The sequence below is a fragment of the Ghiorsea bivora genome (genome assembly GCF_000744415.1).
Classification (GTDB): domain Bacteria; phylum Pseudomonadota; class Zetaproteobacteria; order Mariprofundales; family Mariprofundaceae; genus Ghiorsea; species Ghiorsea bivora.
This window is the reverse complement of sequence record NZ_JQLW01000008.1, coordinates 127,629-151,467: the sequence shown is the minus strand read 5'-3', so window position 1 is coordinate 151,467 and position 23,839 is coordinate 127,629. Positions and strand designations below refer to the sequence as shown.

The window sequence follows — 23,839 nt, the reverse complement described above, 5'->3', positions numbered from 1 at the left end:
ATGGCAACAAACAAACAAATTCAGAAAGACTTAGAAAAGCGTGAATATGATGCAGGTTTCACCACCGACATTGAGTCTGATACCCTACCACCCGGCTTGAATGAAGATACGATTCGTCATATCTCAGCAAAAAAAAATGAGCCTCAATGGTTGCTTGATTGGCGTTTAGAGGCTTATCGCCATTGGTTAACCATGGAAGAACCAACATGGGCAGCCGTGGATTACACACCTACGGATTATCAATCCATTTCCTATTATTCTGCCCCCAAACCTGCCGATTCTGGCCCTGATAGTTTGGATGAAGTAGACCCAAAACTTTTGGAAACATATGAAAAGCTAGGCATTCCTTTGCGTGAGCAAGAGTTTTTGGCAGGTGTTAAAAACATTGCAGTTGATGCCGTATTTGATTCTGTGTCTGTTGCCACCACATTTAAAGGTAAACTCAAAGATGCTGGCGTGATTTTCTGCCCTATTTCTGAAGCTGTACATGATTACCCTGAGTTGGTGCAAAAATACCTAGGAAGTGTTGTACCCCAAGGTGACAACTTCTTTGCAGCTTTAAACTCTGCGGTATTCACCGACGGTTCTTTTGTTTATATCCCTAAAGGTGTGCGCTGCCCTATGGAATTAAGTACATATTTCCGTATCAACGCACTCAACACAGGTCAATTTGAACGCACATTAATTATCGCTGATGAAGCTTCGCATGTCTCTTACCTAGAAGGTTGCACCGCACCTATGCGCGATGAAAACCAACTGCATGCGGCCGTCGTAGAGCTAATTGCATTAGACGATGCAGAAATCAAATATGCCACCGTACAAAACTGGTATCCTGGTGATGAAAACGGTGTGGGTGGTATTTATAATTTTGTAACCAAACGCGCAGACTGTCGCGGTGACCGCTCCAAAGTAAGCTGGACACAAGTCGAAACAGGTTCAGCTATTACTTGGAAATACCCAAGCTGTATATTACGTGGTGATGATTCTGTGGGTAAGTTTTTCTCCGTTGCTGTGACCACCAACTGCCAACAAGCAGATACAGGCACCAAGATGATTCACATTGGTAAAATCACCAAATCTACTATCATCTCTAAAGGTATTTCCGCAGGCAGAGCCCAGCAGTCCTATCGCGGTTTAGTGCGGATGGGGAAAAATGCTGAGAATGCACGCAACTATACCCAATGCGACTCCTTGTTACTTGGTGATAAATGTGGTGCGCATACCTTCCCTTATGTGGAAGTAAAGAATCCAACGGCAACACTTGAGCATGAAGCCACCACCTCAAAAATCGGTGAAGACCAACTTTTTTATTGCCAGCAACGTGGACTTTCTGAAGAAGATGCGGTCAATATGATTGTGAATGGATTCTGTAAAGATGTATTTGATGAGCTGCCTATGGAGTTTGCTGTAGAAGCCAACCGTTTGATGGAAGTTAGCCTTGAAGGCTCAGTAGGATAAAAAGAATTCACCACGAAGCACACAGAGCACACGAAGAACATAAAATACTTCGTGCCTTTCGTGCCCTTCGTGGTTAAAAAAGGTGAACAAATGTTAGAAGTTAAAGATTTACACGTTTCAGTTGAAGGCAAAGAGATTCTTAAAGGTTTGAATTTGACCATCAATGCAGGTGAGGTTCATGCCATCATGGGTCCCAATGGTGCGGGAAAGTCCACATTATCCAATGTGATTGCAGGGCGCGATGGTTATGAAATCACAAGTGGTTCAATCACTTATAAGGGTGATAATTTGCTAGAAATGAGTCCTGAAGAACGTGCTTGGGCAGGTGTATTTCTTGCCTTTCAATACCCTGTTGAAATCCCAGGAGTAAACAACACATATTTGCTCAAAGCAGGTGTGAATGCCAAACGTAAACATCAAGGTTTAGAAGAGTTGGATGCTTTTGATTTTATGAAAACGGTCAAAGAAAAAGCTGCGTTGGTTGAGCTAGACCCATCTTTCCTTAGCCGCTCTGTGAATGAAGGTTTTTCTGGCGGTGAGAAAAAACGTAATGAAATTTTTCAAATGGCAGTGCTTGAACCATCGCTTGCGCTACTTGATGAGACCGACTCAGGTTTGGATATTGACGCATTGCGTATTGTGGCAGGCGGCGTGAACAAATTGCGTTCTGCCGATAAAGCTATTGTCATGATTACCCATTACCAACGCCTACTCGACTACATTGAGCCAGATTTTGTACATGTGCTGGCTGATGGTGTAATTCAGAAAACAGGCGATAAATCTTTAGCACTTGAATTAGAAGAACACGGTTACGACTGGGTTAAAGAAAACAAATGAGTATGCTTACCCAAACAAGACAAAATGCTTTATCACTGTTTGAAAGTATGGGGCTACCTAGTCAGCGGGATGAAGACTGGAAATATACCGATGCTTCACGCTTAAAAAACTTGCTTAAAAGTAAAGGCTCTGATGCATCCATTGATGTTAAAAACTTAGGCATCAACGAATTGGATGCTTACCACATGGTATTTATTAATGGTGCATTCGCTGCGAATGAATCCAATTTGCCGCAGGGTGTTGATATTCAATCACTTAACGCCCTTGAAACATCAACCGATAATAATGCAAAAGCCTTGGCTGAACTTTTTCAAGTGTCCTCAGCTGACCCACTGATGAATGGTTTTGCAGCATACAATGCCGCAACGGCTAAAGATGGTGCTGCAGTTTGTTTGGCAGATAACAGTAAACTAGATAAGCCACTTTATATCTTACATGTCAGCAATCAAAGTCATACGATTCGCCATGGTTTGATGTTGGGAAAACATGCAGAAGCGCAAGTTATTGAGCACTTTATCAGCTTGAGCGAAGACAAAGCATTAAGCAATGCAACCACAGCCATTATTTTAAAAGATGGTGCGCGTTTAGAACACAGCCGCATCCAGCAAGAAGGTAAAAACCAATCGCATGTTGCACGCGTTGATGTGAAGCAAATGGCAAACTCATCGTATCAGTTTCACGGTATAGAAATTGGTGGCATATTGTCGCGCACGGATTTAATCGTGAATCTAAGTGGCAAAGGCGCATCTTGCGACTTGAATGGTTTGTTCGTATTGGGTGGCAGACAACATGCTGACCACCATACACGCATCGACCACACAGCGCCCCACTGCACCAGCCGCGAATTGTACCGTACAGTATTGGATGGTCGCTCGCATGGAGTGTTTAATGGTAAAGTAATGGTGCATGAAGGCGCTATCAAAACCGACTCCAATATGAGTAATGGCAATATTTTATTGTCTAAAAATGCTGAAATTGATACCAAACCAGAACTAGAAATTTACAATGATGATGTCAAATGTGCCCATGGTGCAACCATTGGCCAGCTTGATGACAAACAATTGTTTTATCTTCGCTCACGTGGCATTTCGGCAGAAGCGGCACAAGAGCTTCTCACTTTTGCTTTTGCCGATGAAGTGTTGGTCGCGATGAGTAATCAAACAGTACGCCGTTATGTAGAAAAAGCTGCTTTTGCCAAATTGCCACACGGCGCTGATTTAGAGGAAATGTTAGGCTCATGAACATAGACAATATTCGCAATGATTTTCCAACCCTGCACCAAGAAGTATTTGGGCATCCATTGGTTTATTTGGATAATGCAGCAACCACGCAAAAGCCACAGTGTGTGATTGATACCATTAAACATTATTATGAAAAAGATAACTCCAATATACACCGTGGTGTGCATTCTTTGTCAGAGCGCGCTACCAAAAATTATGAAGCAGCACGTGAAACCATCCGTAGTTTCTTTAATGCCAAATCAACCAAAGAGGTGATATTTACTCGAGGCACAACTGAAAGTATTAACCTTGTTGCATCATCTTGGGGCAATCAAAACATTGGTAAAGATGATGAAATCCTGATTAGCCATATGGAACATCATTCTAATATCGTGCCTTGGCAAATGTTGTGCGAACGCACAGGTGCAAAGCTTAAAATTATTCCTATGAATGAAGCTGGCGAGCTTGATTTGAATGCGTATACTGCTCTTTTATCAGTGCGTACCAAGCTTGTTGGTATCGTGCATATGTCTAACGCATTGGGTACCATCAACCCTATTGAAGGCATGATAAAACAAGCCCATGAAGTTGGTGCAAAAGTATTGATTGATGGCGCACAAGCAGCCGCACATATCGAAACGGATATCCAAGCTTTGAATATTGATTTTTATGCCACATCTGCCCATAAAATGTATGGTCCAACGGGTGTAGGTGTGTTGATTGCCAAAGAAGAATTACTCAATGTCATGCCACCTTATCAAGGTGGTGGTGATATGATTTTGATGGTGACCTTCGAGAAAACCCAATACAATGAACTACCGCATAAATTTGAAGCAGGCACACCCAATATCGCAGGTGTGATTGGTTTTGGAGCCGCATTAAAATATATTCAAGATATTGGTTTTACTGCCATTAAAAAACGCGAAAAAAAATTACTCGATTATGCCACTAAAAAAGCACAAGCTTTTGAAGGTCTACGTCAAATAGGCACAGCCAAACATAAAGCATGTGTGCTTTCATTTGTCTTGGATGGCGTTCACCCCCATGATTTGGGCACAATTTTAGATCGTGAAGGTGTAGCCATTCGCGCAGGTCATCATTGCGCTATGCCTGTGATGCAGTTTTATAAAGTGCCTGCCACTGCTCGCGCTTCATTTTCGATTTACAATACGGAAGCCGAAGTCGATGCATTGTTTGAAGCTTTGGCAAAAGCACGAGATATGTTCGCATGATTTTGAACCACGAAGCACATGAAGTTCACGAAGACTTATTATTTCTTCGTGCGCTTCGTGGTGAATAAAAGAGAGACTTAAAAATGTTTAGTTTAGGCGATTTATACAAAGAGGTCATCATCGACCACACCAAAGCACCGCGTAACTTCGGTAAGCTTGAGCCATGTAGCCATGATGCAGAGGGTTTTAACCCACTCTGTGGCGACCAGTTGCATGTGTATTTAGAAATCAATAAAGACAACATCATTGAAGACGTAAAATTTGAAGGACAAGGCTGCTCGATTTCTACCGCTTCGGCATCCTTGATGACCCAAGTGCTTAAAGGCAAAAGTGTGGATGAATTTAATGCTTTATTTGGTGCATTTCATGATATGGCAACAGCAGATATGAATGATGAACCCGATGAAGAAGTATTGGGTAAATTGGCTGTGCTTGCAGGGGTTAAAGAGTTTCCTTCTCGTATCAAGTGTGCCACTTTATGCTGGCATACAGTCAAATCTGCAATTGAAGATGCTGGTGAACCAGCCAAAACGGAGTAAGGCATGGCAACAGGACAAATGATTACCACCACCCGTGATATTGATGCAATCCTCATTCCGCTAGGCACGCCTGTCATTATCCCTGAAGGCGCACAAGTTGCGATTACCCAAGAGCTTGGGGGCACTTATACAGTTAGTGTGAATGGCAACTTAGCACGCGTTGAAGGTAAAGATGCTGATGCACTTGGTTTTGGCGATGAAACCAAAACTAACATCGAAGAAGCACCGAAAAAAGCCGATGGTCCTGTTGAAGAATCCGCTGTGTGGGATGCACTAAAAACAGTGTATGACCCTGAAATTCCCGTAGATATTGTCAACTTAGGTTTGGTTTATGATGTGCATATTGTTGATACCGACGAAGGTGGAAACAACGTTGATATTACGATGACTTTAACCGCACCTGGCTGCGGTATGGGTCCATTCATCGTGGACGATGTGCGCGCCAAAACTTTGGATGTTGAGAATGTTACTGATGTTCATGTTGACCTCGTATTTGAACCACCATGGGATAGGTCAATGATGTCAGATGAGGCTAAATTGCAGCTGGGTATGTTCTAAAAAATACTTGTTTCTTGTTTCATGCTATGAATATTTAAGAAAGTTGTGCTAAAGTGTCAACATGTCTTCATCAAAAAATATCCACATATCCTTGCTCACTAAGGTCTCTCAACACATAAAACAACGTTTATCCAATCGTTCTGATACTGAACACGTACAGGCTATTATTCGCATAATATTAACCAGCATCTTTTTTGTTGTTTATTTTAAAGAACCCAACGTTCTTGCTCTAATTATTGTTTATTTGGCTGTCTCCGTATCGATTCTAGCATGGATTATCTTTTCCCCTAAACCTTCTCATACACGTAAAACTTTAGGCATTATCGGTGATATGAGCATGACATCATTTGTTTTATATTTTGCAAATGAGGCTGGTATTCTCGCGCTACCTGTTTATCTGTGGGTGATTATTGGTAACGGCTTTCGTTTTGGACCCACCTACCTACGTATTTCAGCACTTTGTGCAATTATCGGTGCATCTATAGCTCTTAGTATGGATAGCTACTGGTCCCACCACTACTGGGTTAGCTTTGTTTTATTAATAACACTCACTGCAGTCCCCTTATATATGTCCAGCTTGATTAAACAATTACATGAAGCCATTTCCAAAGCCGAGCAAGCCAACAATGCAAAATCTCAATTTCTAGCCAATATGAGTCATGAATTACGTACACCTTTAAATGGTATTATTGGTGCAAGCGAACTTCTTTATCTTAGCGAGCTTGATGACAAGCAAAAAAAATATGCCAATATGATTAAGTCTTCTGGGCACACTCTACTTAGCTTAATTGAAGATGTTTTAGATATCTCTAAAATCGAGGCTGGCAAACAAACCAGTGAAATTAAACCTTTTGATTTACATGAACTTATTTATGAAACCTTACAACCCTTTTTACCCAAAGCAGAAGAAAAAGGTGTCAGCTTAACATCACATATTGAACCTGATGTTCCTTTCCGTTTGCTGGGTGATGAGCTTCATCTGAAACAAGTACTGACAAATTTTTTAAGCAATGCCATCAAGTTTACAGAACATGGAAGTATTAAAGTGCTTGTCCAAACAGCATCCAATACACCAACCTCCCCTACGCGTATCCGTTTTCGTGTGATTGACACAGGTATAGGTATACCTCAAGAAGCACAACAAAATATCTTTGATAGCTTTGTTCAAGCAGACTCCTCAGTCACTCGGAAGTATGGCGGTACTGGGTTAGGCACAACCATTTCCAAGGAACTTGTGAACTTGATGCATGGTGATATTGGTTTACATAGTCAAGAGGGCAAAGGCTCTGAATTTTGGTGTGAAATTCCTTTTCAACACCAAAAATCTATCAACAAAGAAGAAATTGCAATATCCACCTCCTTTTCAGATGCTCGTATCCTTACTTTAATAAGCCCACAACTTTTACCGCAGTTTGTTTCACCCATGCAGCGCTGGGGGCAAAACGTACACTCTTCTCATAATGTGATTGATATGGTTACCACTTTAAACAAGGCACATGAACAAGCTAAACCATTTCATATTGCCATTGTTGAGCAACATTTATTAGGCATGTCACCTGAACAACTGATTAAAACAGTTCGGGATAAAGCCATTTTATCCGAAGTATCCTTTATTTTGGTGGGAGAGCACTTTTCTCCCATAGAAAGTACATTATTGGTAGAAATGGGGTTCACTGCTGTATTAACATACCCATTGATTGAATCCTTATTATTTAACGCTATCCATGAAGTATGTATTGGTAAACAAATCAACCATAATATCCCTTCCATCACTGATTACCACAAACGTAAAACACAACGAAAACTTCATATTCTTGTTGCCGAAGATAATGAAGTAAACCAAGATGTTATTCAAGAGTTCTTAGAACTTATGGGGCATCAAGTATACATGGTTGATGATGGTGACAAAGCACTGGATGCACTTACCGATGACACATTACAATTTCACTTGGCCTTATTGGATATCAACATGCCACATATGTCTGGTTTGGATGTGATTAAAGCCTACCGATTCATCGAAACAGACAAACATTTACCCATGATTATCCTTTCTGCAGATGCCATTTCCTCTCATATTCAAGGCAGTTTGGATATGGGTGCAGATGACTATTTAACCAAACCTATCGAATATCATAAACTTGCAATAAGCATTGATAAACTAACACAAGCCAAAAATACCCATGCAATGATACCCGCTCAAAAACCTTTGACTGCGAATCATGAATGGAAATACATTGACCCTTCACTATTGGACAAGTTAGCGTCAATGACTAAACGTGAACATTTTATCGATAGTCTCGTAGAAAAATTCATTGCTGGAACCACAGAAAAAATATCGAGCTTGGAACATGCCTTAATCAATCATGATACGCAAACATATCTTGATACTTTTCATGCACTTAAAGGAAGTTCAGGTATTGTTGGTGCAACCCGTATTCATGAAATATGTGTAAGTATTGAACAATATAAACAGCCACCGAATAACATTATGCAACAGCACCTAGAGCAACTCAAAAAATATTTTGCGAAAAGTAGTCATGAGCTTTCACATTACATCCAAAACAGTCATGCAAAAGCTCATACAGATATACCCTAATAATTTGCCTTTGCCGACTGCCTTTTGACAAGCCGTTCCATCATGCGTAAGTCTTTGGGTGTGAGTTTCAATGCCGCATCCACCCATATGGTTGTAATCTTCTTCAACTCATCATAAGTAACCGGATTACAGCAGTGTGTGGCTTGGCGAAAACTGCGAATACCATTGCTAACCCTATTCTCTTTTTTGATATAATCATATACGGCTTGTACACCTTGTCCATCCTCTACAAGCACATCAACAATACCCAAGTGGTACATCTCCTCTGCAGAATATAACTTACCACTTAGTATCATCTGCTTAGCTTTCACTTCACCTACTTTTCGCGATAATAAACTAAATGCACCCATACCTGGAAATAAATTAAACAGGATTTCAGGCATACCCATCTTAGCACTGCATTCAGCAATCAGTACATCACTAGACATTGCCCCTTCAAATCCCCCACCTAGCGCATCACCTTGAACCAATGAAATAGTTGTCACCTTATGTTCTAAAGATGTATACGTATGATATAACACATCAATACATGCTGTGGCATACTTTAGGAGACCTGCTTTATCTTGGGCTTGAATCAATTGTGTAAAAAGACTTAAGTCTCCACCCAAATTAAATGCACCATCAAACTTTGATGCCGCCACAATATATTCAATCCCCTGAGATACTCTAATTTCATCATACCAGGCTAAAATATTATCAAGTAGTTCAGGTGTAAAACATGGTCGTGGATTTCCCTCCATATAATACCAAGCCAATGCTTTATCTTGCTCGTACATAATATTTAAAGACTGGTCAACCGTATTTAAAGACTTTTCTTGTTGTAAATTATTGTACATCACAAACCCCTTTCCTTTCATTTTTGACTTTCGTCATACATGAGGGTTGCTTAGAAAACACAGGGTGTCAATTTTTTGATACTTGAAGTGTATTGACTTTTTCTATACAAGTTTCAATTCATTAGAGAAGTTCTGAGTAAGTCTGGATGAAGTAGGTTGTGATTCAGAGCACTCAAAATCAAGGCGTGAGTTAATGAAATAGCCTAGCTATCTATTGCTCAAACTCACAACACAGTATTTGGGTGTCTGGACACAACTTGTAAATTCATGACTTATTCAGAGCTTCCTTGGCATAATGATGTTATAATTTCACTGCCCAGACCATGCCTCAACCAAGGATGAAACCATTGCATACACCATCAAAATGGAAACAACACCTCACGCTTCAATTACCCCAAGTCGAAGCTAACCCTATTTGGGTCCATGCTTGCTCCATGGGTGAAGTCGCTTCTGTTGCACCACTGATAAACCGCATGATAAATCATCAGCATCGCATTCATTTAACAGTAGTGACACGCACAGGTTTTGCCCATGCCAAACGTTTATTTGGTGATACTATCACTGTAAGCTGGTTACCTTGGGACTTACCTTTTTTGATGCGCAGGTTTATCCAACACCTGCAACCATCATTACTGATTTTATGCGAAACAGAATTTTGGCCTGGTATGCTCAAGACATGTAAAAAACGGCATATTCCTATCATTGGCATCAACACACGTATTTCTGACCGTTCCTTTCCCAAATATTATAAAACACGAAAGTTATGGCGGCGATGGTTAAGTGCTGTCACATTATTCTTAGCACAGAGTCAGATTGACGCCCAACGATTGCAGCAAATTGGTGTGCCTACAGCCAAGATAAAAACAGTGGGCAACTTAAAGTTTGCCATACAAGCCCCTAATGTGGATGCCAACCACATACGGCAGATGGTAGACCCTTCTGCACAACGCCCCATACTTATTATTGCTAGCACCCATGCTGATGAAGAAGCCCAGATATTAAGCTTATTACTACACCAATGGCAACACATACAACCCAACCTACTCAGCTTGATTGTACCAAGGCATCCAGAAAGATTTGATGATGTAGAAAATTTATTACAACAGCATGCCGTGTCCTACACACGTTACACGCAAACACGTACAGGTCATGAACAAGTTGTACTCATTGATGCCATGGGTGTGTTAACCCAGCTTTATACCATAGCCGACCTTGTGTTTATCGGTGGAAGTTTGGTTAATATTGGTGGGCATAACCCGCTTGAGCCTGCCATTTGTGGTCGTGGGGTAATAACGGGTAAATATATTCAGAACTTTCGTGCTGTCTTTGATGATATGCAACACCAAGGTGCTGCCATCATTGTGCAAGATAAAGAAGAGCTTGGTGCTGCTATCTCTCGTTTATTGGCAAAAACAGATGAATTAACACAGCTGCATGCCCAAGCCGCTTTATTTATGCAAAATCAGAATCAGGTTTTGGATGATATGTGGCATGAAATCTCACCTTACCTTCATCCTCGCGGTTAATTTCCACGACTCATTTTTCGTCATGCACACAGTCAAGCCTCGCGATTGAGCATCTGTCCAAAATCACTTGGCATTTCAACCACACTTGCTTCCAACTCAGCAGGTATATGATGTGGCTCTGCCAGCCAAACTTGTAATGCTTTAGTAAGTGCTTGTTTAAACACAGGGTTGGCAATGTGTATGTCCAACTGCCATGTATCTTTTTTACCTTCCAAAGAAAAAGCCAAACCACCCATATGCGCCAAATCCAAACGCCCACTTAATTTAAATCTGTCATGAGCCAAACATTCCTCTTTGAGCAAACCTTGCGTATGACCATTGTCTTTATCCAATAATGTTAAGTGTTGCCCATTCGTTTCAAAAGCAAAGGGTAAATGTTCTGTGTTTAATTTTGACCAAGATGTTTGCTCTGTTTGCTTAGGTTTTGATGTTGTGGTTTGTTCATGCTCTGAAGGTTCACCTTTGCGCTGCAACATCTCTGCGATAAGATTTTCAGCTTGTGCCTGCGTAAGCAACCGAAACTGACCTGGCATCGCTTTTTGCAACAATTGCAACCAAACATGCCCTGCTGGTGTAGTCGGGGGCACTTCCACACGAACACGGTAATTGCCCAATAGCAACATCATGCCCGCGCCTTCTGTTGGTTGCATGAGCTTACCTGATAAAATACTTCCGTTGGGCCAAGGCAATACTTGCCCGCCTTCCGCACGCTGCAGTTGCATCAATGATGGCAAATGCACATTCATCAGGCTTACCATATTATTTTTTTGGTTTTTGTAGCAACAAAATCAAACGCACTTGTGCAACAGGAACCTTTAATTGGTCTGCAATGCTTTGTTCATCCAAACCCTCACGGCTAAAGCGCATAATTTGAGCTGTATCTACAGTTTTACCTTTTGGTTTTTGTCCCATATCTACCATCATCTGCTCGGCTTTAGGCTGCCCTTCTTTTTTTACAACTGGCGACTTACGTACTTGCACCTTATCTTTTTTCATCTGACGCTGCTGCAATATTTCTGCAGGTGTTTGGGCAGTATTTTTAGGCTTTGAACCTTGCGCATCCAAGCTTTGCATCACTTGATCAAGTAGCTGTGTCGCAGCTTTTAAATCTTCAGAAGCATCTTTAAGCATGCTCTCAACTTTTTTACGTTGTGCTGATTGCTGAAACCACATCACCCACAACCCAGTAATTGCCATGATCATCAAGGCATCCAAAGCAAGGTTAAACACATCACTACCCATTATACACCGCCTTCGGCGTTCAAGTTTAAATGCCCTCTTAAGCGCATCACCATTTGACTGTGCACTTGCGATACTCTTGACTCAGTTAAGCCCAAAACCAAAGCAACTTCTTTCATGGTAAGCTCTTCATAATAATATAAACTGAGTAAAATAGCCTCACGCTTGGGTAACAACGCAATCGCATCGGCAAGTTTATCTACAAATTGGCCAATTGCCGTTTGATGTTCAGGGCTTTGCCCACTATCACCTGCAATAATGTCCAATATATGCAAATCATCATCGTCACCACGAACCGATGGTAAGTCATCAAAATACACCACTGACATAGAGCGCACTTGGTCAAGTTTCTGCCTGTAGGTTTCAATATCCATTTCAAGGAAATCTGCAATTTCCTTTTCTTCCGCAGGACGACCATAACGCTGCTCCAATTCTTGAAATGCGCCTTGCAACGACTTGGATGTATCACGTAAACCTCGGGGCATCCAGTCAAAAGTACGCAGGTAATCAATCATTGCTCCGCGCACGCGGTAGGCTGCAAATGTTTTAAACAACACCTCTTTACTAGCATCAAAACGCTGTGCACCATCCAACAGCCCTAAAACGCCCGCATCAATCATATCATCCAACTCAATCGATGCTGGTGTACGGCGCATCAATTGATCAGCGTGATAACGAATCATGGGTAAATATTCCTGTAATAATGCTTCAGGGTTACCCAGATTGCTATTGGCTTCGTATGTTGAAGCTGTTGTCACCGGGTATGTCCTTTATGTTGATTTTCTCTTGGTAAAATATCATTCAACCATGCCAAAAGAAAACCAACCCAGCCACCACCAATAGCAAGTACACCCATGCGGTATAAACAATCACTAAAACCAATATCATTAAACATACATACTGCAAATGCTAAACCAGCACCTGCCAAAGCGCCTGAAATCGTTGATTGTGATAACGTCATGATGATTTCTCCTGTACATTAGCATCAACATTCATACCTTCATTTAAGCTATGTTCCCAAAAAAACTGTAATCCGCCATTGCGCGTCATGTCCCGCTCTCGGGCTAAGATATTGGTTAACACCATATCCAAGGTCTGACGCATCACAGGTGCATCTTGCGCACTCAAAAGCTTTTGCCCTTGCACAGCTTCGCGCACATCAGGTGAATGCGGCAAGTTGCCCACATAATCCAAATGCACATCCAAATAACGATCAGCAACCGATAACAAACGCTTAAAAGCAACCTGTGCATCAAAAACTTCAGCTTGATTTACTACTACCATAAACCTCCGCATATTTCTTTGTCGCGATAATACTTTAATCAATGCATAAGCATCGGTTAATGAGGTTGGGTCTGGGGTTAGCACCACCAATGCTGATTCAGATGCTGAAACAAAATACAACACATTATCACCAATACCAGCGGCGGCATCAATCAAGACCAAATCATAATCTGAGGAAATACGACGCATTTCATCCATCATCACTTGCTGTTGCTCGGCATCTAAAGCCGTAAGCTCATACAAACCACTGCCGCCAGGTAATACATCAAAACCAGCACGCGCAGGTACAATCAAATCACTTAATCCTTTTTCACCACGCACCAATTCCAGTAAAGAACCTTTGGGGGAAATACCTAACATCACATCCACATTCGCCAAACCCAAATCTGCATCCAACAGCAAAACGCGCTGCCCTCTTTTCGCTGCATATTCGGCTAGGTGAACCGAAAAAAATGTTTTGCCCACACCGCCTTTACCGCTACAAATGGCAATCACACGTGGTACTTCTTTTCCAACACTCATGTGATGCTCTCCTCTTCAAATTCTTCTTGCTGCTTATGATGTTTTACCAAAATTGCAGTTAATGCTTTTGGACTTAACCAGCCCATTTGCCCAGGTACTTCAGCCCCAAAGCTGCAATAAGACATTGGCATTCGTGATGCCTCTGCCCAGTTGACTATTTTACCTGGGCGGGTTGTTTCATCGAGCTTGGTAAAGGCTATTTGTGTCATTTCCATCGCTTGCGCCCGTTTTAACATCATTAAACCATCTGCCTCATCCAAACTTGCTGGCATCACAATCGTACGGTGCGTACAAGCCAAATGATCCCAAAGTGCCATTTGCGAGCGCAATACTGATGCATGCCTATTGTTCCAACCTTCGCTATCAATAAGCACAAGCTGTGCCGTTTTTGTTGCTTGATGTGCCTGTACTGCATCTTCTTGATTTCTAATGATAAATAATGGAATACCCAGCACTTCCGCATAAGCACTTAACACTTCGCTGCCACCAATGCGTTGGGTATCCGTGGTCATCAAAACAACGGATATACCTTTAAGGCTGTAATGGGTGGCAAGTTTGGCAGCAAGTAACGTTTTGCCTGCACCATTGGGACCTGATAATAAAACAACCCTACGTTCTTGTTTGGCTGAGAATGCTTTTGCCCAACGTAATGTACCCAGTGTTACAGGCTGATGTTTGGCATAGGCATCTGCCATTTCAAAAGCATTGATAGGTGATACGCCCATGGCTAATAAATGGTCAAAAGCAGTTTGCACATGCGTTTTGCTAATCGCCTGCCGATATTGCTCCGCATCCCGATTACCCAAGCTTGCTGCAATTTTTTCTAACCGTTGCATGGATGCTTCTAAATTGGCTTGTACAGCTTCATCCACCACAGGTTTGCTAACAGCCGCCGTACTTTTTACAGCATCCTCAAGCTCCGTATCCAATGCTGCATGCACACGCCATTCTTTTTCACCTTTGGCATTCACCGCTTCAATTCTATCAAGAATCACAGCATCAGAGCCAAAATCTTCTCTGACTAAAGCAAGTGCTTCGTGCATTTTAGGGGCTGAAAAAACTTTAATTTGCATCGTTCAAACTCAACTTACTCAATGTACGCACACTGATTCTCGATGGAATTTCAGCAACTGAGATTACAGCTATGCGTGACATCACTTTGCTTAGGGACAGCGCCAAATGTGGACGTAATACAGGTGTGGTTAACAACACGGGAATATCAACTTGTTGCTGCGCTGAAATTTCGGTGAATCGTGTGATAAAACGTTGCCATTGATTGAAATCTAAAGGCAAGTTCATGGTGCCCGCTGGTGCTTGTGCCAATCGTTCAGACATGGTTTGCTCTACAGCAGGGTCTATGGTGAACACAGCCAATTCATTTTGTTCATCCAAATAGCGCTGCACTATGCTACGACCAAGTTTTAACCTTACCTTTTCAACTAGCGCCAACATATCTTTTTGCTCATTCAAGCCATCAGCAATGGTTTCAATAATCAATAACAAATCACGAATAGGCACCCACTCTGACAACAAACGTTGCAATACATTTTGTAACAAACCATACGACACCTGAGCAGGCACAATATCATCCACCACTTTGGGGTAACGCTCACTTAACATTTCCACTAACTCACGAGTTTGTGCCCTATCCAACATCTCAGCAGCATGTACGCGAAGAATCTCAGTGATATGCGTAACTACTACAGTGACAGGCTCTACCACGGTATAACCAGAAAGCTCTGCTTGCTGACGTTTATCTTGGGTAATCCAAAGTGCAGGCAAGCCAAATGCAGGTTCTTGGGTAGGCACACCTTCCACCCGCATGCCAGCCACCTGACCTTCAAGTGCAAGTAAATTACGCGGACGTATTTCACTGCGCCCAACTTCTGCCCCACGCACCAATACACGGTAATCACCCACGCCCAACTGCAAGTTATCTTTGATATGTACAGGTGGTAGTACAAAACCAATTTCTTGAGCAATTTGACGGCGTACAGTTTGTAAACGCTCGAGAAGGTTTCCATCACCAGAACCTTCCACCAAATCAATCAAACCATAACCCACTTCCAGACGAACGGGGTCAACCACCAATAAGTCCGACATGGGTTGCTCTTCTTCTTTTTTAGGGGCTTCAATTGCTTCAGCATCAACATCAGCTTTTGCCGCTTTGTTATCCACTGCAGTTTGTAAGTACCAACCTGTAAAACCAAGTCCTATCGACAACATAATAAAAGGAATAAAAGGCAGACCTGGTACAAAACTCATGAATAACATCGCACCTGCTGCCACATAATGTACCCTAGGATGCGCCGTGAACTGATCTGATATTTCAATCGACATGGTTGCACCACTGCCTGCACGTGTAATCACAATACCTGCTGCAGTCGAAATAATCAGTGCAGGGATTTGGGATACCAACCCATCACCCACCGTCAAAATACTGTACACGTTAATCGCGTCACTCATGGACATACCTTGCTGCGCTGTGCCAATAATAACACCTGCAATCAAGTTAATGGCTGTGATAATCAAACCTGCGACAGCATCACCCCGCACAAATTTTGCCGCACCATCCATAGAACCATAAAACTCAGCTTCTCTTGCCACATCTTCACGACGTTGGCGTGCTTGTTCCTCACTAATCATGCCTGCGTTTAAATCAGCATCGATGGCCATTTGTTTACCCGGCATCGCATCCAAGGTAAAACGTGCCGCAACCTCTGCAATACGGGTCGAACCCTTGGTAATCACGATAAAGTTAATCAATACCAGTACAATAAAGATGATTAAACCAACAACAGTATTACCACCGACCACAAACTGACCAAACCCTTCAATCACATGTCCGGCTGCTGCCGTGCCTTCTTGACCATGCAATAAAATAAGACGTGTAGTGGCAACATTCAGCGAAAGGCGAAACAATGTGGTTAAGAGTAATAAAGATGGAAAAATCGAAAATTCCAGTGGTTTGAGCACATAAATTGCGGTTAAAAGAATCAAAACACCAATGGCAATATTAATTGCCAACAAGAAATCCATAATCCAAGTCGGCAATGGCACCATCATAATCATGATGACTGCCAATACACCCACTGCCAACATTACATCGGTATGTTTGCTCATGCGTTGTAATGTTAGGGTTGCGCTAGCCAACATATATCATGTGCTCCTCATTTCATTTTAAAGACTTCAGCCAAAATCACCGCCACTGCTTCAAACAGTTCTTCAGGGATTTCATAACCAATCTCTACTTGCTTAAACAAGGAACGCGCCAAAAGTCTGTTTTCACGCACAGGCACACCACTTTCTTTAGCTAATGCTTTGATTTTTAAAGCAATATTATCTTTACCCTTGGCAATGACCTTGGGCGCTCCACCACCCTGAGTGTCATATTTTAATGCCACTGCAAAATGCGTTGGGTTGGTAATCACCACATCAGCTTTGGGTACATCCGACATCATGCGGTTTTGTGCTTGTTCCATTTGGATTTGACGAATCTTGGCTTTGAGTTGTGGGTCACCTTCACTCTCTTTATGTTCATCACGTACTTCTTTCATCGACATTTTCATGGATTTGGCATGTTCCCAACGTTGATAAATCACATCAGCCAAGGCAATCACAAAGAAAAAAGCAGCCACCAAACCTACAATCGACAAACTTCCTTGCACAAGTAGTGATGCAATATCACCCACACTTTTACGAGAGCTATGAATCGCAGGGTCAAAGAGGTCTAAAACCACAATCCAACAAATGAAACTAATCACTGTCAGTTTGGTAATCGATTTAATAAACTCAGCTACCGACTTACTGGAAAACAAACGCCCCAAACCTTTCATTGGGCTTATCTTTTCCATTTTTGGTTGTATGGTTTCAAAGGTAAACACAGGACCTGTCACCAAAAAAACCATCAACATACCCAGCAATACCATGGGAATAGCAATCGGCAATACAAACAATGCAACTTCTATAGACAAATCAATGAGCAAGTTTTGCATACCCTCTGCGGTCATATCCACCACGACCTTGCCACCAAGAAAAGATTTCAATAAATCTTCTGCACGTAATGCCATCCATCCACCAATACCTGTCACAGATAATGAAGCTAAAATCAAAAAAGAAATTGCGGTTGATGGTTCGCGGCTGGTGGCTACTTGCCCCTTATTTCGGGCATCCTCCAGCCGCTTATCACTGGCATCTTCGGTCTGCTGCGACTTATCTTGATCGTCTGACATCTAATGCCCTGACAACCTATGTAAAAACATGGGTAAATCTTGCCCTAGCCCTGTAAAACCATCATACATCAATGACATCATGGCAGGAAAAGAAAGCGCTAATATCAATAAACCCAAACCAACAGATAATGGGAAACTTACGAAAAACACCTGAATTTGTGGTACAGCTCGTGCAATCAAACCCAATGCGACATAAACGAAGAAAAGTAATGTTAATATAGGCGCCATCAACTGAATCGCTAACACAAACATATCAGCCGCAGCTTGTGTAATCACATCCCAACCATTAAACGACCATGTCGTGCCTACGGGCATGATGTTGAACGACTCCACCAAAGTCATAATAAACATATGGTGCGCCCCACTCGCCAACCACATAAGCATGGCAAAAATACCAATAAATTGTGCAACCACTGCTGATTGTGTCGAGGTGACAGGGTCAAACATATTTGCCATTGCCATACCCATCTGCAAACTCATCACTTGCCCAGCAAAGTGTGCCGCGGTAAAAATAAGTTGCGCAATCATAGCTAGGGCTGCGGCAAGCAACATTTCTTGAATGGCCAACATAGAAAATACAACCACATCAGGCTCAATCACTGGTACATGCTGGGAAACCACAGGGTAAAGTAAAACCGTCAAAATTCCGACAAAACCTGTTTTAATCGGAGCAGGCACCAGCTTATGTCCAATCACGGGCAATAACATCATCAGCAAACTAATACGTAAAAAGACTAAAATACCAACCAAAATGTCTTGTTCAGCTGGAAGTGGAAACATCTTAACTCAACAGTGTGGGGATGGATTCAAAAATACGGCGAGTATAACTCACCAGTGTTTCCACCATCCAAGGCGCTGCAATCACCATCACAACAAATACAGCAATGATTTTGGGCACAAATGTTAGCGTCATCTCTTGAATTTGAGTCACAGCTTGAAACAATGAAATCGCCACCCCCACCACCAATGCTACCACCAGCATGGGCATGGATAACATCAATATCATTTCAAGGGCTTCTTTGCCGTAATTAATCACTAAATCAGGGTTCATACCCCATGATGAGCAAAGCTGATGCCAAGATATTTAAAATCTAGGTAATATGAATATTCTTTGAAGCAATAAAAAAGTAAGTTTAAGTGGTGGTTCCAATTCCTTTTTTCAAACTGTGCCGAAGTGTTTGCTATCAAAAGGATAAAGCGCAGGAAGAAGCAGGTTGCAAAAGGTGTTTTCTTTGGTTCATTTCTTGAAGGTGAATTGTGCCACAGGCACAAGAGATACTCCCCTGGGGGATGACAGCAAAGAAATGAACAAGCCTTACCCTTTTACAACGCTCAAACCTTTAAGGTTTCAACATCCGATTGGAAGTCTCGCATGACTTTCTTCAATGATGCGGTGTTCTCTGCAGCTTGTTCAGTCAACGGTAAGCGTAGCTCTCCGCTCATCCAACCCAGTAATTCACATGCTTTTTTCACAGGAATCGGGTTGCTTTCGACAAACATCGCATCGGTTAAATATTGCAATGCAAAGTGCATAGCTTTGGCTGTTTCAAAATCTTTGGTGACTACCGCATCCACCATGGCTTTCATGGTTTTGGGTGCGATATTCGATACCACTGAAATCACACCTGAACCACCCAATGTCATAAAGGGTAATACGCTGGCATCATCACCTGAATAGAACAAAATACGCCCATCACATGCCATCATGGTGCGCGTAAGTTGCGCCATGTCTGCGGTGGCATCTTTGATGGCAACAATATTGGTAATATGCGACAAACGCGCCACGGTTTCAGGCTCCATATTTGAAGCTGTGCGCCCTGGTACATTGTACAAAATTTGTGGTATATGCACGGCATCAGCAATGGCTTTATAATGCTGATAAATGCCTTCTTGGGTTGGTTTCACATAATACGGCGAAATCAATAATGAGGCATCTGCGCCAAGGCTTTTTGCAGCTTTGGTGAGCTCAATGGATTCCGCCGTATTATTGCTGCCCGTGCCTGCAATAACTGGTACACGACCATTCACTTGCTCCACGGCAATACGAATCACTTCTTTGTGTTCAGCTACACTTAATGTCGCCGCTTCACCCGTGGAACCCGCAGGCACAACACCATCAACGCCGCCTTCAATCTGACGCTCCAAATGCGCGCGAAAGGCTTCTTCATCCACTTTACCATCTTTAAATGGTGTCACTAACGCTGTCATTACACCGTGAAACATATTGCCTCCAACACTGCTCTACAAAGCCCGAATATAGCCATATTCATAAGCCATTGTCACGCCATCAAACATCCACTTTCGATTCAGGCACCATCACTACATTAATTTGACCGCGCACAGGGTCTGTAGATAAAATTTCAACTTGAATTTGATCACCCAAACCTAGACTAAATGTACCATCTTTGGATGCCAACCTATGATGTACTTCATCCAAAGTAAGCATCTTACCCAAATCATCCACATTCAATGATGCTTCAGCAAAAGTATCTTGCAGCGCAAGGAAAATACGGCGTTTACTTACACCAGATACCGTTGTACCCATCACCTTACCCACATCTTTTTTGTGATACAATGCAGCAAGCATAGCTTGGGTATCCCACTCAGCGCGCTGCTGTTTACGCTCTTGGATAGACACATGGTTACCCACGGCCTCCAAATCAATATTTTTCGGTTTTACACCAGCCAACACTGCTTTAAGTCTTCTATGTGTTGTTAGGTCGGCATAACGGCGAATCGGGCTGGTAAAATGTCCGTAGCAATCATATGCCAAACCAAAGTGACCTTGATTATCCGTAGTATATTTAGCCTGCTGCATAGAGCGCAGTACCAACTTATGCAATACCGCAGCAAAAGGTTTATCTTCTGCTGCATGCAAAGCTTGTTGCACATCTTTAGGACGCACATCTTGCCCTTCAAGATGTCTAATTTTCATGCCAAACGCACCAAGAAAAGCATTTAATTTTTCAATGGCTTCACGCTCTGGCGCAGGATGAATACGAAACAATTGCTCCACACGTTTGCTTTCTAAAAATTCACTTACAGCAGTATTGGCTGCCAACATCATTTCTTCAATCAACTTGTGTGCCACATTACGTACACTGGCATCAATACCTTGGATTTTATCATCTTTCAGCACAACACGTGTTTCAGGAAGATCTAGCTCCAATGCCCCACGTTTTGCCCTATTACGCTCCAACATACGATACAAGCCCATAGCGGAATCCAACATTTCACGTATATTTTCTTTGCGAACTGCTTTTTTAGAACCCTCTTCAAGCCAAGCTGCGGCTTGCTCATAGGTCAACCGTGCTTGGGAATGAATCACCACATTATACACTTTGGATGTACGACGTTTTCCGCCAGCATCAAAACGCATACGTACTGCCATTGCCAAACGATTTACATGCGGATTAAGTGAACACAAACCATTGGATAATTTCTCGGGTAACATAGGAATCACGCGATCAGGGAAATAAAAAGAATTTCCTCGTGCCAATGCTTCCACATCCAACGATGAGCCTTCTTTCACATAGTGCGCCACATCAGCAATGGCAACCCATGCCTCAAAGCCATCACCACGCGGTGTTACACAAATGGCATCATCAAAGTCACGTGCATCTGCACCATCAATGGTAACAAATGGTAAATGCGTCAAATCCAAACGGTCTTTTTTATCTTTAACACGAATCCGCTCAGGAATCGCATCGGATTCTGCCAATACTTCAGCAGGGAATGTTTCCGACAGAGCTTGCTCTGCGACAATCAAATCCACCAATTTTTTAGGTGTTAAATCATCACCCAACACTTCGATAATCTTGCCTCTTAAAGGGTTGGTTCCCCGTTGAATTTCAACACGTACCCAATCTCCATGTTTCGCACCTGCTGCATCATTGCGTTTAATCAAAATCGCTTGCTGCATCCGTTTACTTCTCGGGTATGCAAAACCCATATCATGTTCAATCTTAAATTCTGCAGTAATTTCACTGGCGGCTTCTTCCACAATGCGAATCAACACGCCCGCTTCGCGTCCGCGGCGCATAATCGTGCGAACTTCCACCTTATCACCATGCATCACATCGCGCATTTCATCGATAGATAAAAACACATCTTCATCGCGCCCTTGCACATCCACAAAACCAAAACCATCTGGATGCGCAGATACGGTACCTACCCATGTTTTATGGTCGACAGATGTCCTGCGGCCAACTTTTCGCTCACGACTATCATCACGAAACTTACGCTTGCGAACGGCAGGTGTTTCACCCCAAACCGATGATGGTGGTGTTGATTTGGCTTGCTTACCACTGCGTTGACCAGCGTAGGTTTCACTTTCTTGATGTTCTTTTGTTTTACGTCTTGAAGGTTTCCTACCTTCTGTTTCACTCTTAACTGTTTCACGCTCAGTTGTTTTACGCTCAACTGTGCTGCGTTCCTTAGCTTGTGCAGGTGGCTGCGATGGCCATGGCGAAGAGCTTGGTGCTTCGCTTCTTTCCTGCTTTGTTCTACTTGAACGACGTTTTGCGGAATGACCGCGTTTTTCTTTCTTTCTTACCACTAAAATACTCCAATATTACTAGAAAAGAAGCCATACTCAGCTATTCAATCTTTTCTACCGAGCAAGACTAGCACTATTTTATCATAAGTTCCGTATAAATATCATCCAAGCCCTGCATCATGGCAGCAATAGAGTACGCCTCTGCCCGCTCACGCGCTGCATTGCGTGTACTGCGAGACCAATCCATCATCAAGGCATTGGCAACCTCTTGCGCGTTTTCCGCATCCACCACTTGCCCCACGCTATCATCCACCAACTCTTTTAAACCACACACATCCGATACCACACAAGGCAAACCCGCCGCCATGGCTTCCACCACCACACGACCCATGCCTTCATTGTGTGACAATAAAGCAAACACTTTGGCTTTGGCAAGGTGTATTAAAGGGTCTGTCCAACCAAGAAACTCAATGTGTGACACCAAATTTAGGCTTGAAGCCAAACGCTCCAAATTTCTTTTTTCTTCACCATCACCCACCAATGCCAATTTGGCATCAGGGTATGTTTTCACCACAATCGCCCACGCCCGAATCAACCGCTCCATACCTTTAATCGGCACCAAACGCCCCACCGAGACCACATCCCAAATCTTACGTTCCATAGACACAGGGTTTTCCCACATATATTCCTTGATACGCCCCACATCCACACCGCTAGGCACCACCCGCCATTGCTCAGGTTTCCCCACACCAAGCTGCAAATGGTCATCCCGCTCGGCTTGGGTCAATGCCACCAATACATCCGTTTTCTTTGCCAAATAACGCTCTACTTTTAGAAACACTTTGGTTTTAAAAGCACCAAAATAGCCATGAAAGATATGCCCATGCGGCGTATGCACGACTTTTGCTTTGCTTCCTTTGGCAGCCATTCTGCCCAATGCGCCTGCTTTGGATGTATGCGTATGAATAATATCAAAGTCATCCAGCCCCAAAGCGCGAATATCTTTGATGGCTTGTTTATCCCGCATGCCCAATTCGCGTTTTAAGCTATCCATCACTTGCACATGCCCACCAAGCTCTTCAAACAAAGCGATACCTTCATCCACTTTTTGTTGCTCTATGGCAGACATATCCGATTCCAAACTTGCGCCAAACACCAACATTACATCATGCCCAGCTTTGGCTTGTTCCTGCGATGTAATCAGCGTATTCACCGCTGAACCACCACCATCCATACGTGTAATCAAATGCAAAATTTTCATA

General features: G+C 42.7%; 22 protein-coding genes. 8 read left to right on the top strand and 14 right to left on the bottom strand.

Features of this window, described 5'->3' with window-relative positions; genetic code table 11:
• The 7 genes from sufB (at position 1) to DM09_RS06600 (ending at position 8,440) form a co-directional block, all read left to right on the top strand.
• On the top strand, positions 1 to 1,458 hold the full coding sequence (gene sufB / locus DM09_RS06630) for a Fe-S cluster assembly protein SufB (RefSeq protein WP_038248925.1): 1,458 nt from the start codon (positions 1 to 3) through the stop codon (positions 1,456 to 1,458).
• A gap of 90 nt (positions 1,459 to 1,548) precedes the next feature.
• A complete protein-coding gene (sufC, locus tag DM09_RS06625) occupies positions 1,549 to 2,295 on the top strand; it encodes a Fe-S cluster assembly ATPase SufC (protein ID WP_038248922.1) in 747 nt (248 codons plus the stop codon).
• Complete coding sequence (gene sufD / locus DM09_RS06620; protein ID WP_038248921.1) at positions 2,292 to 3,536, top strand: Fe-S cluster assembly protein SufD; 1,245 nt, start codon at positions 2,292 to 2,294, stop codon at positions 3,534 to 3,536. The genes sufC and sufD overlap by 4 nt, the downstream gene beginning before the upstream one ends.
• The gene (locus DM09_RS06615; protein ID WP_038248919.1) at positions 3,533 to 4,747 is read left to right on the top strand and encodes a cysteine desulfurase; all 1,215 of its coding nucleotides are present in this window, start codon (positions 3,533 to 3,535) and stop codon (positions 4,745 to 4,747) included. Before sufD ends, DM09_RS06615 begins: the two co-directional genes overlap by 4 nt.
• A gap of 83 nt (positions 4,748 to 4,830) precedes the next feature.
• Complete coding sequence (sufU, locus tag DM09_RS06610) at positions 4,831 to 5,286, top strand: Fe-S cluster assembly sulfur transfer protein SufU (protein WP_038248915.1); 456 nt, start codon at positions 4,831 to 4,833, stop codon at positions 5,284 to 5,286.
• A 3-nt stretch (positions 5,287 to 5,289) separates the two neighbouring features.
• Positions 5,290 to 5,844 (top strand): putative Fe-S cluster assembly protein SufT, encoded by a 555-nt coding sequence (sufT, locus tag DM09_RS06605; protein ID WP_038248913.1) that lies wholly within the window; start codon positions 5,290 to 5,292, stop codon positions 5,842 to 5,844.
• 61 nt (positions 5,845 to 5,905) lie between these two features.
• Entirely contained in the window at positions 5,906 to 8,440 is a 2,535-nt protein-coding gene (locus tag DM09_RS06600; protein WP_038248910.1) for an ATP-binding protein, read from the top strand.
• On the opposite strand, the gene DM09_RS06595 is transcribed toward DM09_RS06600, so the two are convergent.
• Positions 8,437 to 9,276, bottom strand: a complete 840-nt coding sequence (locus tag DM09_RS06595; RefSeq protein WP_099098493.1) for a crotonase/enoyl-CoA hydratase family protein — start codon at positions 9,274 to 9,276, stop codon at positions 8,437 to 8,439. The genes DM09_RS06600 and DM09_RS06595 overlap by 4 nt on opposite strands.
• Before the next feature lie 347 nt (positions 9,277 to 9,623).
• On the opposite strand from DM09_RS06595, the gene DM09_RS06590 reads away from it, so the two are divergent.
• Positions 9,624 to 10,802, top strand: coding sequence for a 3-deoxy-D-manno-octulosonic acid transferase (locus tag DM09_RS06590; RefSeq protein WP_232507777.1), 1,179 nt, complete (start codon positions 9,624 to 9,626; stop codon positions 10,800 to 10,802).
• Positions 10,803 to 10,834: 32 nt separating this feature from the next.
• Here DM09_RS06590 and DM09_RS06585 read toward each other — a convergent pair whose 3' ends face one another.
• The 13 genes from DM09_RS06585 to DM09_RS06525 all read right to left on the bottom strand — a co-directional run bounded on the left by DM09_RS06585 (position 10,835) and on the right by DM09_RS06525 (position 23,838).
• Positions 10,835 to 11,548, bottom strand: coding sequence for a hypothetical protein (locus DM09_RS06585; protein ID WP_038248904.1), 714 nt, complete (start codon positions 11,546 to 11,548; stop codon positions 10,835 to 10,837).
• A gap of 13 nt (positions 11,549 to 11,561) precedes the next feature.
• Positions 11,562 to 12,044 (bottom strand): DUF6115 domain-containing protein, encoded by a 483-nt coding sequence (locus DM09_RS06580; protein WP_038248901.1) that lies wholly within the window; start codon positions 12,042 to 12,044, stop codon positions 11,562 to 11,564.
• Positions 12,044 to 12,799 carry a FliA/WhiG family RNA polymerase sigma factor gene (locus DM09_RS06575; protein ID WP_081881126.1) on the bottom strand — a complete coding sequence of 252 codons (756 nt, stop codon included), beginning with the start codon at positions 12,797 to 12,799 and terminating at the stop codon, positions 12,044 to 12,046. Before DM09_RS06575 ends, DM09_RS06580 begins: the two co-directional genes overlap by 1 nt.
• Positions 12,796 to 13,002 (bottom strand): hypothetical protein, encoded by a 207-nt coding sequence (locus tag DM09_RS06570; protein WP_038248898.1) that lies wholly within the window; start codon positions 13,000 to 13,002, stop codon positions 12,796 to 12,798. The genes DM09_RS06575 and DM09_RS06570 overlap by 4 nt, the downstream gene beginning before the upstream one ends.
• On the bottom strand, positions 12,999 to 13,847 hold the full coding sequence (locus tag DM09_RS06565; protein WP_051938258.1) for a MinD/ParA family protein: 849 nt from the start codon (positions 13,845 to 13,847) through the stop codon (positions 12,999 to 13,001). The genes DM09_RS06570 and DM09_RS06565 overlap by 4 nt, the downstream gene beginning before the upstream one ends.
• Positions 13,844 to 14,920 carry a flagellar biosynthesis protein FlhF gene (locus DM09_RS06560; RefSeq protein ID WP_051938257.1) on the bottom strand — a complete coding sequence of 359 codons (1,077 nt, stop codon included), beginning with the start codon at positions 14,918 to 14,920 and terminating at the stop codon, positions 13,844 to 13,846. Before DM09_RS06560 ends, DM09_RS06565 begins: the two co-directional genes overlap by 4 nt.
• A complete protein-coding gene (gene flhA / locus DM09_RS06555) occupies positions 14,910 to 17,003 on the bottom strand; it encodes a flagellar biosynthesis protein FlhA (RefSeq protein WP_038248895.1) in 2,094 nt (697 codons plus the stop codon). Before flhA ends, DM09_RS06560 begins: the two co-directional genes overlap by 11 nt.
• Before the next feature lie 14 nt (positions 17,004 to 17,017).
• Positions 17,018 to 18,079 (bottom strand): flagellar biosynthesis protein FlhB, encoded by a 1,062-nt coding sequence (gene flhB / locus DM09_RS06550; RefSeq protein WP_038248892.1) that lies wholly within the window; start codon positions 18,077 to 18,079, stop codon positions 17,018 to 17,020.
• Positions 18,080 to 18,859: a flagellar biosynthetic protein FliR gene (gene fliR, locus DM09_RS06545; RefSeq protein ID WP_038248889.1), complete on the bottom strand. Its 780-nt coding sequence runs from the start codon at positions 18,857 to 18,859 to the stop codon at positions 18,080 to 18,082.
• A 1-nt stretch (position 18,860) separates the two neighbouring features.
• Positions 18,861 to 19,130, bottom strand: a complete 270-nt coding sequence (gene fliQ, locus DM09_RS06540) for a flagellar biosynthesis protein FliQ (RefSeq protein ID WP_038248887.1) — start codon at positions 19,128 to 19,130, stop codon at positions 18,861 to 18,863.
• 281 nt (positions 19,131 to 19,411) lie between these two features.
• Entirely contained in the window at positions 19,412 to 20,302 is an 891-nt protein-coding gene (dapA, locus tag DM09_RS06535; RefSeq protein WP_038248886.1) for a 4-hydroxy-tetrahydrodipicolinate synthase, read from the bottom strand.
• Between the two features lie 64 nt (positions 20,303 to 20,366).
• Positions 20,367 to 22,637, bottom strand: a complete 2,271-nt coding sequence (rnr, locus tag DM09_RS06530) for a ribonuclease R (protein WP_081881125.1) — start codon at positions 22,635 to 22,637, stop codon at positions 20,367 to 20,369.
• Between the two features lie 73 nt (positions 22,638 to 22,710).
• Positions 22,711 to 23,838: a glycosyltransferase gene (locus DM09_RS06525; protein WP_038248884.1), complete on the bottom strand. Its 1,128-nt coding sequence runs from the start codon at positions 23,836 to 23,838 to the stop codon at positions 22,711 to 22,713.
• Between the last annotated feature and the right edge of the window lies 1 nt (position 23,839).